The organism is Kitasatospora sp. NPDC057936 (genome assembly GCF_042887525.1).
In the GTDB taxonomy this organism is placed as follows: Bacteria; Actinomycetota; Actinomycetes; order Streptomycetales; family Streptomycetaceae; genus Kitasatospora.
This window is the reverse complement of record NZ_JBHVPD010000050.1, coordinates 56,742-72,018: the sequence shown is the minus strand read 5'-3', so window position 1 is coordinate 72,018 and position 15,277 is coordinate 56,742. Positions and strand designations below refer to the sequence as shown.

The following is a 15,277-nucleotide window of genomic DNA, read 5'->3' as shown; positions in this document are numbered from 1 at the left end:
TATACGCCCCGGCCGGTGGTGTCGGCGGCCCGGGTCTTACCGGCCGCACCGCTCCGGAGCGGCCCCGGCCCGTCCCCCGCCCGGGGGAAGGGCCTGCGGCCGTTTCCGGTGCCTACCGGTCGGGGGTCAGACCAGGGTCCACTTCTGGTTGGCCGCGCCTGAGCACGTCCACAGCGAGAGCGCGGAGCCGTTGGCGGTGGCCGCCTGCGTCACGTCGATGCACAGACCGGACTGGACGCCGACGACCGTGCCGTCGGCGTTGAGCCGCCACAGCTGGTTGGCGCCGCCGTTGCAGTCGTAGATGTCGATCTTGGTACCCGGTGCCGTCTGGTTGTTGTAGGCGTCGAGGCACTTGGTGCCGCCATAGACGGTCAGCTGGCCGGCCGGGGTGTAGGTCCACTGCTGGTTGCCGCCGCCGTTGCAGTCCCAGATGTCGGGCTGGGTGCCGTTGGCCTGGCTCGCGAACGGGAGGTCCAGGCAGCGGCCGGAAGCGGTGCCGAGCAGCGCGCCGGTGCGGAGCCACTGCTGGTTGGCCGCGCCGGAGCAGGTCCACAGGGCGATGCCGGAGCCGTTGGCGGTGGCGGCCTGCGTGATGTCGATGCACAGGCCGGACTGGAGGCCGGTCACGGTGCCGTCGGCGTTGCGACGCCACTGCTGGTTCGCGCCGCCGTTGCAGTCGTAGATGTCGATGGCCGTGCCCGGTGCCGTCTGGTTGTTGTAGGCGTCGAGGCACTTGGTGCCGCCGTAGACGGTCAGCTGGCCGGCGGGGGTGTAGGTCCACTGCTGGTTGCCGCCGCCGTTGCAGTCCCAGATGTCGGGCTGCGTGCCGTTGGCCTGGCTCGCGAACGGGACGTCCAGGCAGCGGCCGGAGCCCGCCCCGCGCAGCACGCCCGCGCTCGGGGTGGGCGCCTGGGTGCACGGCCCGGCGACCGGGGCGCCCGCGACGTCGGAGGCCTTCAGGAAGGCCAGCCGGTGGTTGTAGCGGATCGGGTAGTAGGTGTCGCAACCCACCACCAGCGTACGGTCGTTGGGGGCGCTGCCGTCGATGTTCTGCCCGTAGTAGAAGTCGGACTGCACCGGGGCCGCGCTCGCCGCGACGTAGGACTGCCCGGCCGGCACGGCGGCGTTCAGCGGGGTGACGGCCTGCGCGGTGATCGCGGGGTACGGGAGGTACGCGGAGGCCTCGGGGTAGCTGCGCCCGTACACCGGGATGGAGGCGGCGCCGGACTTCGGGGTCAGCAGGGTCTGGCCGGGCCGGTTGTCGGCGGTCGCGCTCTGGCCGCCGGGGTTGTAGAACCAGGCCTTCTGGCCGTCGTACCAGATGGCCGTCCAGTCGCCGCTCAGGTCGGCGACGACGTAGGAGGCGCCGGTGACGGCCTTGTCGCTCCAGTCGGCGGCCCTGGTGGAGCCGCCGTTGATCAGCGGGGCGCTCGGGTCCGGGCCCGTGCGCAGGTAGACGAAGTTCTCCGGGCGGTCGGCGGTGCCGGTCACCGGGGGCTGGTTGGTGGCGTCGAAGGCCGGGGTGATGGTGACCTTGCCGCCGACCGCCGGCAGGCCGCCGATGCCCGCCTTGAGCGGGGCGCCGAGCAGGTCCATGTAGTGCGACCAGTCCCAGAACGTGCCCGGGTCCCAGTGCATCCCGGCCACGTTCGCCTGGAGCGGGCCGGGGACGTCGTCGTGGCCGATGATGTGCTGGCGGTCCAGCGGGATGCCGAAACGGGTCGCCAGGTAGCCGACCAGCGCGGCCGAGGACTGGTAGAGCTGCTCGGAGTACCAGGTCGGGCGGTCGGTCGGGAAGGCGTAGCCCTCGTGCTCGACGCCGATGCTGTGCATGTTGACGGTCTTGTTGCCCGCGTGCCAGGCCACGTTGTTCGTGTTGACCAGCTGGGTGACGTGACCGTCCGAGGAACGCACCATGTAGTGGGCGCTGGCCTGGTTGCTCGGGTTCTGGAACGCCGAGATCGAGCCGGCGAAGCCGCCCTCGGTGTCGTGGATGACGATGTACTGGATCCGGTCGCCGTCGTCCGGGCGGTTGGCCTTGGTGTAGTTGCCGTAGGACGTCGGGTCGTTCGGGTTGGTGAGCGCGTACGCGGCGGGCTGGAAGTCGCAGCCGAGCGAGGCCGGGCACTCGACGCTGCCGTCGGCCGCCGCCGCGGCGGGGGTGGCCGTGGTGGCCGGGGCGGTGCCCGTCGGCGCGGTGTCGGCCGCCGTCGTGACGAACGCGGCGCGGGTGGCCGTGCGCGGGGCCGGCGCGGCGGCCCGGGCCGCCGTGGACGGGACGCTCGGGACCGGGACCGGCGCGAGGGTGACGGTCTCGCCCTCGGCGGTCTGCCGGGAGACGCCCTTGCGCAGCGTGTCGAAGACCCGGTCGGCGAACGGGTTCGCCGCGCCCGCGTCCCCGGACCGGCTGAACCGGGCCACCGCCTGGTACCAGGCGCTCGGGTCCGCCGAGGCGCCCCGGCCGCTCTGCTTCAGGGACTCCTGCTGGTACTCGGCCAGCAGCGCCGCACCGCCGCGGACGCTCTGCGCGGCGTCCCGCTTGAGGTCGTCCGCCGGACGGTGGATCAGCGCCGCCGCCGCGTCGAGCGTGTGCAGCTCCGGGCCGTCCTCGACGGGCGGCGCGGTGGGCGTGCCGGAGACCGGCCGCGGCGGGAGGTCGTCGCCGCGGCCGTCGGCCGTGTCGGGCCCCGGCCCGGCGGCCAGCGCCGCGCGGACCGCGGCGACGTCGACCTGGGTCAGGCCCATGACGTTGTAGTTGCCGGTCGTGCTCGGCGCGCCCCGGTGGGAGTCCCAGCGGGTCTCCTGGTAGGACAGCGCGAGCAGCACGCCCTCCGGCACCCGGAACTCGGCCGCCGCCGCCCGGAACTGATCCTGCAGCGAGCCCTGCGCGGGCGCGGCGGCGGCCGCCGGGACGAACCCGAAGGCCGCGCCGGCCAGTACGGTGGCCACGGCGGCGCCGAGGGCCCGTCTGCCGCGCGGGGCGAGCGGGCGCTGTGCCGCTCTCGGTATGGAAATCAACGGAGTCTGCCGACCTTACGCTCTGTCGTGTGGAGGCCCGGGCAGGTTCTTCCGGGCCGCCGCGACGCTAGCACCCCGGGGCCGGAAACCCGGTAGTCAACCCGGCGGGGGACGGTCAGGATGAACAGGTATGACGCCCCTTCTGCTCATCGACGTCGACGGGCCCCTGAACCCCTACGCAGCCCCCGGGGAGCAGCGCCCCGACGGCTACGACACCCACCACGTCCTGCCCGATTCCTGGGTGGCGCGCCGCCGGCCGGGGCCGGGCGAGCAGGTCGAGCCGCTGCGGGTGTGGCTCAACCCGCTGCACGGGCCGGAGCTGCTGGCCCTGCCGTACGAACTGGTGTGGGCGACCACCTGGATGGACGAGGCGAACACCTTCATAGGCCCCCGCATCGGCCTGCCCGAGCTCCCGTACATCCGCTGGACGGAGGTCTTCCGCGAGGACCCGGACGGCCTGCACTGGAAGACCCGGGACCTCGTCGCCTGGGCGGCCGGCCGGCCCTTCGTCTGGCTGGACGACGAGCTCGGGCCGCAGGACATCGAGTGGATCGCCGCCCACCACCCGGGTCCGGCCCTGCCGCTCTGGGTCGACCCCCGGGCGGGGCTCGGGGAGCTGCACTTCGCGGCGCTCCGGGAGTGGGCGGAGGACGGCGAGCGGGTGGAGGCCGGGCAGTGAGCGGGGACGCCGGAGGGACGGTCGTCGGGACGGTCGAGCGCCTGCGCCGGTACCCGGTGAAGTCGCTGCTGGGGGAGGAGTTGCCGCGCGCGGACGTCACCGGGCGCGGCCTCGCGGGCGACCGGGTCCGCGCCCTGCGCGACATCGGGACGGGCCGGATCGCCAGCGCCAAGCACCCGCGGCTCTGGGCCGGCCTGCTCGGCTTCACGGCCGGGACGGCGGCGGACGGCACGGTGGCGATCACCGGCCCGGACGGCCGGGGCGTGGACGAGGCAGCGCTGTCGGAGGCGCTCGGCCGCAAGGTGGAGCTGATCGCCGAACGCCCGCCGGGGGCGACGATCGAGCGGGCCGTGCCGGAGGAGGTGCTGGCCCGCGGGATCGGGGAGGACGTCGCCTTCACCGTCAACGAGCTGGGCCGGGCCGCGCCGGACGGGACGTTCTTCGACTTCGCGCCGCTGCACCTCCTGACCACCTCGACGCTCGGCGCCGCGGGTGCGCAGGCCGAGCGCTACCGGCCGAACGCCGTGATCCGGACCGGCGGCACCGGCTACGTCGAGAACGGCTGGGTGGGGCGGGAACTGGGCATCGGGCCGAGCCTGCGCCTGCGCGTCCTGGTGCCCACCCCGCGCTGCGCCGTGCCGACGCTGCGGCACGGACCGCTGCCGCGCAGCGCGGACGCCCTGCGGGTGCTCGCCGCGGAGAACCGCCTGGTGCCGCTGGAGGGCATGCCGGAGCTGCCCTGCGCGGGCGTGTACGCGCAGGTGCTGGCGCCGGGGCCGATCGCGGTGGGGGACGCCGTCACGCTGCGCTGAGGACGGGCCCGGTCAGGCCTCGTCCAGCACGGCCGCCAGCGCGTCCAGGAAGCGCGCGGTCGTCGGCTCGTCCCGGACGGCGATCCGCAGCCACTCCTCGCCGAGGCCCGGGAAGGTGTCCCCGCGGCGGACGGCGAAGCCGCGCGCCCGCAGCCGCTCCCGCACGGCGGCCGCGCCCGGCAGCCGGACCAGGACGAACGACGCGGCCGGTTCCCCGTGCACCCGGACGGACGGGAAACCGGCCAGGCCCTTCAGCAGGTTCGCGCGCCACAGGGCGAGTTCGGCGGCGGCCTCCTCCGCCTCGGCCAGTGCCGCCGGCGCGCTGCACGCCTCGGCCGCGGCCAGCGCCGGGGTGGAGACCGGCCAGAGCGGCTGCGCGGCGCCGAGCTCCGCGATCAGCGGCGCGGGCCCGAGCACGTAGCCGATCCGCAGCCCGGCCAGGCCCCAGGTCTTGGTGAGGCTGCGCAGCACGACCACCCGGCCGGGCAGGTCCCGGGCGGCGGCGAGGGATTCGCGCTCGCCGGGCACGGTGTCCATGAACGCCTCGTCCACCACCAGGGTGCGCCCGGGGCGGGCCAGCGCGGCCACGGCGTCGGCGGGGTGCAGGACGGAGGTCGGGTTGGTCGGGTTGCCGAGGACGACCAGGTCGGCCTCCTCCGGGACGGCGCCCGCGGTGAGCTGGAAGCCGTCCGAGGGCGACAGGAGCGCCCGGTGCACGGCGTGCCCGGCGTCGCGCAGTGCCGCCTCCGGCTCGGTGAACTGCGGGTGCACGACGGTGATGTGACGTGGCGTCAGCACGCGCGCCAGCAGGACGAATGCCTCGGCGGCGCCCGAGGTGAGCAGCACCTCGTCCACCGGCCGTCCGTGCCGCGCGGCGACGGCCGCGCGCGCGGCCGTCTGGTCCGGATAGGCGGCCAGTTCGCCGAGCGTGGCGGCGAGGCGCTCGCGCAGCCAGGGCGGGGGCGTACCGGTGCGGACGTTGACGGCGAGGTCGACCAGGCCGAGCCCGTCGGCGCGCACCTCGGCGTCGCCGTGGTGGCGGAGGTCGGGTTCGGCTCGGGTCACGCGGGGTCTCCTTGGTGCTGTTCCCGGGGCGCGTCCCGGACGTCGAGGGGCAGACCGGGGACGCGCAGGACGTCGTACGCGCCGGGCGGCACGCTCAGCGCGGCGCCGTCGCCGAGGGCCACGAGGGCGACGTCGTGGCCGTGCGAGGCCAGGGTGGCGGCGGCCCCGGCGCTGTCGTCCGTCGCGATCCGCCGGGTGGCCGGGCGCAGCAGTCCGGCGGCCGCCGTGACCGCGTCCGGCGGGCCGACCACGGCCGAGACGCTCCGCAGCGCCTCCAGGGCGCGCGGCACGAGCAGGTCGTGCGGCCCGGGGCCGAGGCCGACCAGCGTCAGCCGTCCGCGCAGCGCCGTCCGCGCGATCGCGATCGTCGCGTGCGCCGACTTCCGCTTGGCGACGACGAGTTCGCCGCCGGGCGCGCTCGCCAGCGCCGCCGCCTCGGCGACGCTCGCGGTGCCGACCGCGGCGCCGACCGCGGCGGAGGGGTTCGGCACCGGGACGGTCGCGAGCACGTCCGCCGGGTGCTCGTCCACCGGTGTCCGGCCGAGGCACCAGCGGGCCCAGTTCACGGCCGGGTGGTCGCCCTTGCCGGCCACGGTGGCGATGCGGGCGATCGACTGGCGGGACAGTCCGGTCTCCCGCAGGACGTCCATGAGCAGCCGCATCGCCTCGGTGTCCTCGGTGCCGCTGCCCGCGCCGATGCCGAGGACGAGCGTGCGGGGGAGGACCGCGAGGTCGCTGTCGGGGTCGTCCGGGTCCCGCGGGTCGGGGATCCGCAGGACGGGTTCCTCCGCGGGTGCCGCTGTCGGGCCGCCGGTCCCGGTCCCGGGGGCGGCCTGCCGGGCCAGCTCGGCGAGCGCGGTCTCGCGCGGGTCCCGGCGGTCCGTGATCACCGGCTGGACGCCGAGCACGGCCGCCACCTCCCAGGCCAGCTCCGCGGTGGCGGGGTCGCTGCTCAGCGGGATCACGTACCGGCGCAGGGGGTCCACGCAGAGGAGGCCCTTGTCCTTGCTGCTCAGGTGGCCCGCGTAGTCGAACAGGCGGGCGGCCCCCGGGAGGGGTGCGAAGCAGATCACGTACTCGCACTCGACGAGCGCCAGCGTGATCGCCTCGGGCGGGCCGAAGCAGTTGCCGGCCGAGGCCCGGTAGACCTTGCTGCTGTCCGGCCAGGCGGCGTGCAGTTCGGCGGCGAGTGGCCGCAGCGACCCGTTGACGGCGACCAGCCCGATCACGTCCAGCTCCTCAGCTCGCTCCTTGACCAGGGTTTGACCCGGCTTCGGGCCGGCCCCGTCCGGACCCGCCCCGACGGCCAAAAGCCCAGGTGATCCCACCACGCCCGGCCGGAACGGGTCAATCGCCGGCGGCTGTGACGTCGGTGGGGCGGCCCGCGCGCGGGCGGCAGCTGTTCGTCTGTTCTTCACTTGTCTTGTGCGGTACACGACACCGCGGCGATCCTACTGTTTTCGGCGCTCAACCCCCATCAAGCCCGAAGCACATTCGACGCCCGGAGGACCCCCATGGCCTTCGCACGACTCCGTACCCCCGGCACTCCTCGCCGCCGCACCCTGACCGCGCTCGCCGCGGCCCTCGGCCTCTCGGCCGGTTCGCTCGGCCTGTGGGCCGCGACCGGCGACGCCGCGGCCGACACCGCCGCCGCCCTGCCGACGCCGGACCACATCGTGGTCGTCGTCATGGAGAACCACGCCTACTCGCAGGTGGTCGGCAGCTCCAACGCGCCCTACGTCAACAACACCCTCGTGGCCGGAGGCGCGACGCTGACCCAGTCCTACGCACTCACCCACCCCAGCCAGCCCAACTACTACATGCTGTTCTCGGGCAGCTCCCAGGGCGTCACCGACGACAGCTGCGTCGACGTCGGCACCATGCAGGCGCCCAACCTGGCCTCCGAACTGCTGGACGCCGGCCAGACCTTCGCCAGCTACAACGAGGGCATCCCCGGCGTCGGCGCCACCGACTGCCGCGTCGACAACTACGCGCAGAAGCACAACCCCTGGTTCGGCTTCGGCAACGTCCCGACCTCCAGCGCGTACGGCATGGACGCGTTCCCGGCCGACTTCACCACCCTGCCCAAGGTGTCGTTCGTCGTCCCGGACCTCTGCGACGACATGCACGACTGCTCGGTCGGCACCGGCGACTCCTGGATCCAGACCAACCTCGCCGCCTACGCGGACTGGGCCAGGAGCCACAACAGCCTGCTCGTCATGACCTTCGACGAGGACAACAAGCTCTCCGGCAACCGCATCCCCACCGTGGTCTACGGCGCGCACGTCGCCCCCGGCAGCAGCACCTCCACCAGCTACAACCACTACGACGTGCTGCACACGCTGGAGGACCTGGCGGGCCTCAGCGCGCACGCCGGCAACTCCGCGAGCGCGAACGACATCACCGGCATCTGGAACTGACGCCCGTGTACGTCGCGGAATCCCGCAGCTCGACGGCCCCCGCCGCCCCGGCCGAACCGCCGGGGCGGCGGGGCGCCGCCCTGCGCGCCGTGCCCGGGGCCGTCATCGCCCTCGGCACCGTCAGCCTGGTCACCGACATCTCCTCCGAGATGGTCAGCGCCGTCCTCCCGCTCTACCTGCTGACCGGGCTCGGCCTCTCGCCGCTCGGCTTCGGGCTGCTGGACGGCATCCAGAACGGCTTCAGCGCGCTCGTCCGCCTCGCCGGCGGCCACCTCGCCGACCGGCGCGGCGCCGGCGGCGCACCCCGGCACAAGGCCGTCGCGGCCGTCGGCTACGGCCTGTCGGCGCTGTGCAAGCCGCTGCTGCTGTTCGCCCACACCGTGCCCCTGATCGGCGCCGTCATCGCCGTCGACCGCACCGGCAAGGGCCTGCGCACCGCCCCGCGCGACGCGATGATCTCGCTCGCCAGCGACCCCGCGCACCGCGGCCGGGCGTTCGGCGTGCACCGCGCGATGGACACGGCGGGCGCGTTGCTCGGGCCGCTCACCGCGTTCCTGGTGCTCCGCCTGGCCGGCGGCCCGCTGCTCGCCGACGGCGGCGAACGGCACGGCTACGACGCGGTGTTCACCGTCAGCGCGTGCGTCGCGGTGTTCGGCGTGCTGGTCCTGCTGCTGTTCGTGCCGAACCGGCTCACCGGCGACGAGCCCTCACGTGCCGCCCCCTCGCTGCGCGACGGCCTGCGGCTGCTGCGGCTGCCCGGGCTCCGGCGGCTCACCGTGTGCGCCGTCCTGCTCGGACTCACCACCGTCAGCGACTCGTTCGTCTACCTGCTCGTCCAGCGCCGCCTCGACCTGTCCATCACCCTGTTCCCGCTGCTGCCGCTCGGCACCGCCGCAGCCTTCCTCCTGCTCGCCGTGCCCATGGGCCTGCTCGCCGACCGGATCGGCCGCCGCACGCTGTTCCTCGCGGGGCACGGGCTGCTGCTCCTCGCGTACGGGCTGCTGCTCTCGCCGCTGCGCGGACTGCCCGCGGTGATCTGCGTGCTCGTCCTGCACGGCTCCTTCTACGCCGCCACCGACGGCGTCCTCGCGGCCGCCGCGGCCGATACCGTGCCCGCCGAGCAGCGCGGCGCCGGGCTCGCCCTCGTCGGCACCGGGCAGGCGCTCGCCCGGTTCGCCTGCTCGCTGCTGTTCGGCGCGCTGTGGAGCGCGACCGGCGGCTCCACCGCGCTCGCGTGGTCGGCGGGCGCGCTCGCCCTGTGCGTCGTCGGCGCGGCCGTCGTGCTCCGCGAACCCGCCCGTGAGGTGTCTTCGTGAACCAGCCCCTCCAGAACCAGCCGCTCCTCGACGAGCCCGTTCCGGACCGGCCCGTCCAGGGCCGGGCCCTCGGGAACCGGGCCAGGGTGCTCATCCTGCTGGTCGCCGTCCTGCTGCTCGGATCCGTCGGCACTGGCGCCGTCCTCCACGCCTCCGACCGCACCGCCCGCCGCGACCGGCCGCAGGCGGGCGGCCCGGCCGTCTCGTCCGGGACGGTGTCCCTCAAGGCCGCCCCGGACGGCCGACGGCTGGTGTTCCGCAACATGGCGTGGGGCCCGCACCGCGACGAGCTCACCACCGTCCCGGCCGACCGCGCCGACGGCCCCCGCACCGCCTCCGGCGTCAAGTGCCTGCGCTTCCACACCGCCGGCGGCACCGGCATCTGCCTCCAGGCCGAACACGGCGCCCTGGAGGACACCTACCGCGCCGTCGTCCTCGACGACCACCTCAAGGAGACGCGCTCCTTCCCGGCCGCCGGCATCCCCACGCGCGCCCGCGTCTCGCCCTCCGGCCACTTCGCCGCCTGGACCGTCTTCGTCAGCGGCGACTCCTACGCCGGCACCGACTTCTCCACCCGCACCTCGATCGTCGACGTCCGCGACGGGAACCTCCGCGAGAACCTGGAGACCTTCGACGTCATCAAGGACGGGCAGCCGTTCCGGGCGCACGACGTCAACATCTGGGGCGTCACCTTCGCCGACGACAACACCTTCTACGCGACCCTCGCCTCCGGCGGCACCACCCACCTCGTCCGCGGCGACCTCGCCGCCCGCACCCTCACCACCCTCCACGACGACGTCGAGTGCCCCTCGCTCTCCCCGGACGGCACCCGCGTCGCCTACAAGAAGCGCGTGCCCGGCCTGCCCGCCGACTCGCCGTGGCGGCTCTACGTCCTCGACCTCGCCACCATGACCGAGACCGCCACCGCCGAGCAGCGCAACATCGACGACCAGGCACTCTGGAGCGACACCGGCACCCTCCTCTACGCCCTCCCCGGCGACTACGGCGCCGACCTGTGGACCGTCCCGGCCGACGGCACCGGCGCCGCCCGGCGGGTCACCACGGCCGCGGTCGCCCCCGCGTACGTGGGGTGAGCGAGGGGGCGGCGGAGCACGTCGAGGAACTCTCGGCCGCGGTCCCTCGTCGAGCACGGTGACGGCTCGATCGAACGGGGGAGCGACAACGGTGGACGGAATCCCGCCCGAGCGCGTGGTCACCGACTCCTGGCCCGCCCTGCACGGCCGGCCGGTGCTGCGCCGCACCGTCGCCGTGAGCCTCGTGCTGCTCGTCTCCGTCGCGGCGGCCCTGCTCGTCCGGGGCATCAACACCCTCACCCTGGGCGGCGGCGGCCGCGAGACCGACCGCGACCGCGCCGAACGCCTGGCCGGCCTCCACCCGTCCCAGCACCCGGGCGCGGGCCGCGCCTTCGTGCCCGTCGGCTCCGTCTACACCCACGCGCCCGACGGGTCCGCCGTCGCGTACCTCCACTACCGCGTCGCGGGCGGCAAGGACGTCGGCCTCGCCGACTTCCTGCGCGCCTACGACCTGCCCGACCCGGGCCCCGCCGCCCCGCTCCCGCCCGACCTCTCCACGGCCCTCGGCGGCAACGAACCCACGACGGCCCCGGAAGTCCCCGAGCCGTCCCCGTCGGCGCCCGAACTCCCCGAGCCGTCCCCGTCGGCGCCCGAACTCCCCGGGCCGTCCCCGACGGTGACCACGGAGATGGCCCCGGCGGACTCGGCGCTCGTGCCCGCGGCCGTCGACGGGGACGGGGACGGGGACAGGGACGAGGACGACGACACCCCGCCGCCGCCCACTCCGACGGCGACCGCGACGGCAACCGCGACGGTGACCGTGAGCCCCGCGGCCACTCCGACGGTGGCTTCGGCCGCCCCCACCACGACCACCGGCCGCCGCATCTACGTCTCCACCATCCCCGGGGGCCTTCCCGGCGCCGCCGACATCTACGTCCGCGCCACCGGCTGACGCGTTCCTCTCCCGCCCCGACGCCGTGCCCCCGCCGAGCGGGCTCGGCGGGGGCACGGGACGTCAGCGGGCGGCTGGTGCCGCTTCGGGAGCCGGGGTCGTCATCGCGGGCTTCGGGGCCGGGACCGGGATCGGGGCCGGGGCCGGGGCCGGTGCCGCGGGCTTCGGGGTGCGGGCCGGGGACTGGCCGGCCACCAGGGCGCCCAGGGCGATCAGCAGGCCCAGGACCTGCCACGGGGTGAGCGTCTGGCCGAGGACGACCAGACCGCCGATCGTCGCGACGACGGGGTTGATCAGGCCGAGGAAGGACGCCGGGCCGGCCCCCAGGCGCTCGATGCCGCGGAACCAGAGGACGTAGCCGAGCGCCGTGCCGAACAGTCCGAGGTAGGCGAACCCGGCCAGGTTGGTGGCGGTCAGCGCGGGCGGTGCGCCCTCGACGACGGCGGCGAGCGGGACGAGGAAGACCGAGCCGGCCAGGAGCTGCCACGCGGTCAGGTCGAGCATGGTGGCGCCCTCGGGACGGCCCCACCGGCGGGTGAGGACCGTGCCCATCGCCATCAGCCCGATCCCCGCGACCATCGCGGCGATGCCGACGCCGTCCAGCCGTGCGCCGCTCTTGAGGACGAGGAGCGCGACGCCGCCGACCCCGGCCAGTCCGGCCAGGACGGTCCGCCGCCCGGGCCGGATGCCGAGCACGCCGATCGAGAACCCGGCGACGAGCAGCGGCTGGATCGCCCCGATGGTCGCCGCGACCCCGCCGGGCAGGCGGTACGCGCCGACGAAGACGAGCGGGAAGAACAGCCCGATGTTGAGCATCCCGAGCACGGCCGCGCGCCCCCACCAGCGCCCCTTGGGCAGTCTGCGCCCCATGAGCAGCAGGAGCAGCCCCGCCGGGAGGGCGCGGACGACGGCGAGCAGCAGCGGACGGCCCTCCGGCAGGAGCTGCGTGGTGACGAGGTAGGTCGTGCCCCAGGCGGCCGGGGCGAGGGCGGCGGTGGCGGCGATTCCCAGGCGGTTCCGGTCCATGGCGGGTTCCCCTCAACGTTGATTATCTGAACGTTGAGATAAATTGTGCGCCGAGGATCTGTGAACGTCAAGTATGTGAAGGTTAAGATAAACGGGTACGGACAGCGGCCGGAGGAGGCGGAGGCCATGCAGGAGCAGGTGCAGCAGCGCGACACCGTGGACGACATCGTCGACCAGTGGGCCCGGGCCCGCCCCGAGATCGACAGCGGCCCGATGGCCCTGATCGGCCGGCTGCGTCGCCTCAACCTGCGCGTCGACTCCGCCCTGCGCGAGTACTTCACCCAGCACGGCCTGGACACCTCGGAGTTCGACGTCCTCGCGACGCTCCGCCGGGCCGGCGAGCCGTACGAGCTGAACGCCCGCGCACTGCTCAAGTCCGCGATGGTCACGTCGGGCGCGATCACCAACCGCGTGGACCGGCTGTCCGCGAAGGGCCTCGTCGAGCGGCACCCCTGTCCGGGCGACCGCCGGGCGGTCCTGGTCCGGCTCACCCCGGAGGGCAAGGAGCTCGTCGACACGCTGCTGCTCGGCCACGTCCGGAACGAGGAGCGCCTCCTCGCCCCCCTCGACCAGGGCGAACGCACCCAGCTGGACGCGCTGCTGAAGAAGCTGCTCGTCGCCCACGGAGACGTCGAGCGGTTGTAGCGCCCCGGGCGGGACGACGTATCCAACCGATCCCCGGTCGCGTTAGACCCGGCACAACCGTGCCGGAGGAGAACGCCGATGAAGGACAGGACACCCAGGGACATCGCCGTCGACGACCAGCTCCGAGCCGCCGGCGCCGAGGGCAGGGAGTGGCTCATGGCCGCCGGCTGGGGTCCGCCGGTGACGATCCCGATCCAGCAGGCGGCCCGCTGGCAGCAGGAGGCCCGCGCCCGGATGCTCGCGGCCGAGGCCGACGACACCTGGACCTTCTGCGAACACCTCTGCGCCGGCGGCCCCCAGCCCGTCGTCGTCCACGCCGAGACCCCGGAACGGATGCTCTGCCGCGCCTGCTCCACCGCCGAACGCCCCACCCGCCGCTGCCTGGAATGCGGCCGCCCCGCCGCCTCCGCCTCCCCCGCCGACGGCCGCGAGGACGTCTGCATGGGCCCCGTGGCGATCTACACCCGCCTCCGCTGCCCCGCCTGCTACCAGGCCGACCCCCTCCACGGCACCTTCGCCGCCGGCTGGCCGTAGAGGGCCGGTGGGTGGGCGAGCTGCCTGGGGGCCGGGATCGGGACTGCCCTCCTCGCCGTCGGTCACGCCGGCCCCGGGCCCCCTATACTCCCTGTGCTCGATGAGGCTGGGGGAAGCATGCTGAACAATTTCTGGGTGGCTCTGCTCGCCTTGCTCGGCGCGGTGCTGGTGATCCGACTGGCGACGCTCCCACTGCTGGTGCGCGCTCAGGCGGCAATGCGCCGAAGGGCGTTGACGGCCCTCGGGGAGGACGCGGGCGCGGGCGCCCCGGGCGGCATCGGGGCGGCCATCGGTGATGCCGCCGTCACCGTGCTGACCGCGGCCGGGGTGGTGGCCGTGACCCCCGCGATGTTCGTCTTCGGCGACAGGCTGCTCGTGCGGCCGTTCGACACGGCCAACGCGCGGTACATCTCCTTCGAGGTGCACCTGGCCGTTCACCTGGCCAGGACCTGGTACATCACGGTCTTCGTCGTGTGCCTGGTGCTCTGGCTGGGGCTCTCCTACCTGACCCAGCGCAACGTGCTGGCCACCGGCCTGCCGCAGCAGGCGTGGCGCTCCAGGCGGACTCAGCTCCGGGTCGTCGGACTGCTGGTCCTCCGTGCCGTGCTCGCCGTGTTCGTCCTGCCGGTGATCCTGGTCCCGGCCGCGCTGGTCTTCCAGATCGTGGCCGTGATCACGAGTCGCCGGCCCAAGCCCGTCGGCACCGGTGCGGCACAGCAACCGCCGCTGAACCCGTACGGAGCCACCGCACCGCCGCAGGGGTACGTTCCGACGCAATACGTTCCCCCGGCCCCGCAGTTCGCCCCGCCCGCCCCCGCGACTCCGCCGACCCCGCCGGCCCTGCCCGTCCCGTCCGTCGGGCAGCCGCTGAGCTCCCACGAGCCCCGCGTCATCGGCGGCTACCAGCTCCTAGGCCGGATCGGCTCCGGCGGCATGGGCACGGTGTACCTCGCCCAGCGGCAGGGCTCCGCGACGCAGGTCGCGCTCAAGACCATCAACCTCGAACTCCTCGACGACGCCGAGCTCCTGCGCCGTTTCCAGCGCGAGTCCGAGGTGCTGGCGATGGTCCCGGGCGCCTACACCGCCCGGGTGCTCGACTCGGGTGTGGACCAGGGCCGCCCGTACCTCGCCATGGAGCTGCTGGACGGCCGCCCGCTCGACGTCCACCTGCGCGAGCAGGGGCCGATCCGCTCCGCCGAGGCGCTGCGCGCCCTGGCGCTCGCGCTGGCCGTGGCGCTGTCCGGGGTGCACCGGCTGGGGCTGGTGCACCGGGACCTCAAGCCGGCGAACATCATGCTGACGACGGCCGGTCCGCGCCTGCTCGACTTCGGCATCGCGGCGATCGTGGACGGCACCCGGCTCACCATGACCGGCGGCGGGCCCGGCACCCTCACGTACATGGCGCCGGAGCAGTTCGGCGACGAGCGGGTCGGCACGGCCGCCGACGTGTGGGCGTGGGCGTGCTGCGTGGTGTGCGCGGCGCACGGCGCGAGCCCGTTCGCGGCGACCAGCACGGGAGCGGTGATCCGCCGGATCGTGGAGACCGGGCCCGAACCGGCCGCGGTCGCGGCGGTCCGGGACCTCGACCCGGGGCTTGCCGCCGTCGTGACCCGCGCCCTGGCCATCGACCCCGCGCAGCGCCCGGCGGACGGGGCGGCGCTGCTGGCCGCGCTCGCGGCGGCCCAGCAGGAGGCCCGGCAGGCGGCCCCGGACCCGGCGGCCGTCCACGACCAGATCACCCGGGGCTGGCAGACCCTGGCCCTCTGACGGCTAGTG

Annotated in this window: 13 protein-coding genes; 9 read left to right on the top strand and 4 right to left on the bottom strand. The window is 74.8% G+C overall.

Annotated features, from left to right (window positions below; translation table 11 throughout):
* Positions 1–126 precede the first annotated feature (126 nt).
* Positions 127–2,949: a ricin-type beta-trefoil lectin domain protein gene (locus ACFVU9_RS25095; protein WP_387596870.1), complete on the bottom strand. Its 2,823-nt coding sequence runs from the start codon at positions 2,947–2,949 to the stop codon at positions 127–129.
* A gap of 199 nt (positions 2,950–3,148) precedes the next feature.
* Between ACFVU9_RS25095 and ACFVU9_RS25090 the strand changes: the two genes are divergently transcribed.
* Both ACFVU9_RS25090 and ACFVU9_RS25085 read left to right on the top strand, forming a co-directional pair.
* Complete coding sequence (locus ACFVU9_RS25090; protein WP_380445223.1) at positions 3,149–3,697, top strand: hypothetical protein; 549 nt, start codon at positions 3,149–3,151, stop codon at positions 3,695–3,697.
* Positions 3,694–4,509 carry an MOSC domain-containing protein gene (locus ACFVU9_RS25085; protein WP_387596867.1) on the top strand — a complete coding sequence of 272 codons (816 nt, stop codon included), beginning with the start codon at positions 3,694–3,696 and terminating at the stop codon, positions 4,507–4,509. Before ACFVU9_RS25090 ends, ACFVU9_RS25085 begins: the two co-directional genes overlap by 4 nt.
* Positions 4,510–4,521: 12 nt before the next feature.
* On the opposite strand, the gene cobC is transcribed toward ACFVU9_RS25085, so the two are convergent.
* Complete coding sequence (cobC, locus tag ACFVU9_RS25080) at positions 4,522–5,574, bottom strand: Rv2231c family pyridoxal phosphate-dependent protein CobC (protein WP_387596864.1); 1,053 nt, start codon at positions 5,572–5,574, stop codon at positions 4,522–4,524.
* Positions 5,571–6,803, bottom strand: a complete 1,233-nt coding sequence (locus ACFVU9_RS25075) for a cobalamin biosynthesis protein (protein WP_380445226.1) — start codon at positions 6,801–6,803, stop codon at positions 5,571–5,573. Before ACFVU9_RS25075 ends, cobC begins: the two co-directional genes overlap by 4 nt.
* A 285-nt stretch (positions 6,804–7,088) precedes the next feature.
* On the opposite strand from ACFVU9_RS25075, the gene ACFVU9_RS25070 reads away from it, so the two are divergent.
* The 4 genes from ACFVU9_RS25070 (at position 7,089) to ACFVU9_RS25055 (ending at position 11,296) form a co-directional block, all read left to right on the top strand.
* Positions 7,089–7,994: an alkaline phosphatase family protein gene (locus ACFVU9_RS25070; protein ID WP_380445227.1), complete on the top strand. Its 906-nt coding sequence runs from the start codon at positions 7,089–7,091 to the stop codon at positions 7,992–7,994.
* Positions 7,995–7,999: 5 nt separating this feature from the next.
* Positions 8,000–9,310 (top strand): MFS transporter, encoded by a 1,311-nt coding sequence (locus ACFVU9_RS25065; RefSeq protein ID WP_387596860.1) that lies wholly within the window; start codon positions 8,000–8,002, stop codon positions 9,308–9,310.
* A gap of 86 nt (positions 9,311–9,396) precedes the next feature.
* The gene (locus tag ACFVU9_RS25060) at positions 9,397–10,404 is read left to right on the top strand and encodes a TolB family protein (RefSeq protein WP_380445243.1); all 1,008 of its coding nucleotides are present in this window, start codon (positions 9,397–9,399) and stop codon (positions 10,402–10,404) included.
* Between the two features lie 91 nt (positions 10,405–10,495).
* The gene (locus ACFVU9_RS25055; RefSeq protein WP_380445229.1) at positions 10,496–11,296 is read left to right on the top strand and encodes a hypothetical protein; all 801 of its coding nucleotides are present in this window, start codon (positions 10,496–10,498) and stop codon (positions 11,294–11,296) included.
* A gap of 63 nt (positions 11,297–11,359) precedes the next feature.
* Here ACFVU9_RS25055 and ACFVU9_RS25050 read toward each other — a convergent pair whose 3' ends face one another.
* Positions 11,360–12,322 carry an EamA family transporter gene (locus tag ACFVU9_RS25050; RefSeq protein ID WP_380506293.1) on the bottom strand — a complete coding sequence of 321 codons (963 nt, stop codon included), beginning with the start codon at positions 12,320–12,322 and terminating at the stop codon, positions 11,360–11,362.
* Positions 12,323–12,397: 75 nt separating this feature from the next.
* Here ACFVU9_RS25050 and ACFVU9_RS25045 point away from each other — a divergent pair, with 75 nt between their 5' ends.
* The 3 genes from ACFVU9_RS25045 (at position 12,398) to ACFVU9_RS25035 (ending at position 15,268) form a co-directional block, all read left to right on the top strand.
* The gene (locus ACFVU9_RS25045; RefSeq protein WP_380445231.1) at positions 12,398–12,967 is read left to right on the top strand and encodes a MarR family winged helix-turn-helix transcriptional regulator; all 570 of its coding nucleotides are present in this window, start codon (positions 12,398–12,400) and stop codon (positions 12,965–12,967) included.
* A 78-nt stretch (positions 12,968–13,045) separates the two neighbouring features.
* Positions 13,046–13,501 (top strand): hypothetical protein, encoded by a 456-nt coding sequence (locus tag ACFVU9_RS25040; RefSeq protein ID WP_380445232.1) that lies wholly within the window; start codon positions 13,046–13,048, stop codon positions 13,499–13,501.
* A gap of 135 nt (positions 13,502–13,636) precedes the next feature.
* Positions 13,637–15,268: a serine/threonine-protein kinase gene (locus tag ACFVU9_RS25035; RefSeq protein ID WP_380506291.1), complete on the top strand. Its 1,632-nt coding sequence runs from the start codon at positions 13,637–13,639 to the stop codon at positions 15,266–15,268.
* Positions 15,269–15,277 lie beyond the last annotated feature (9 nt).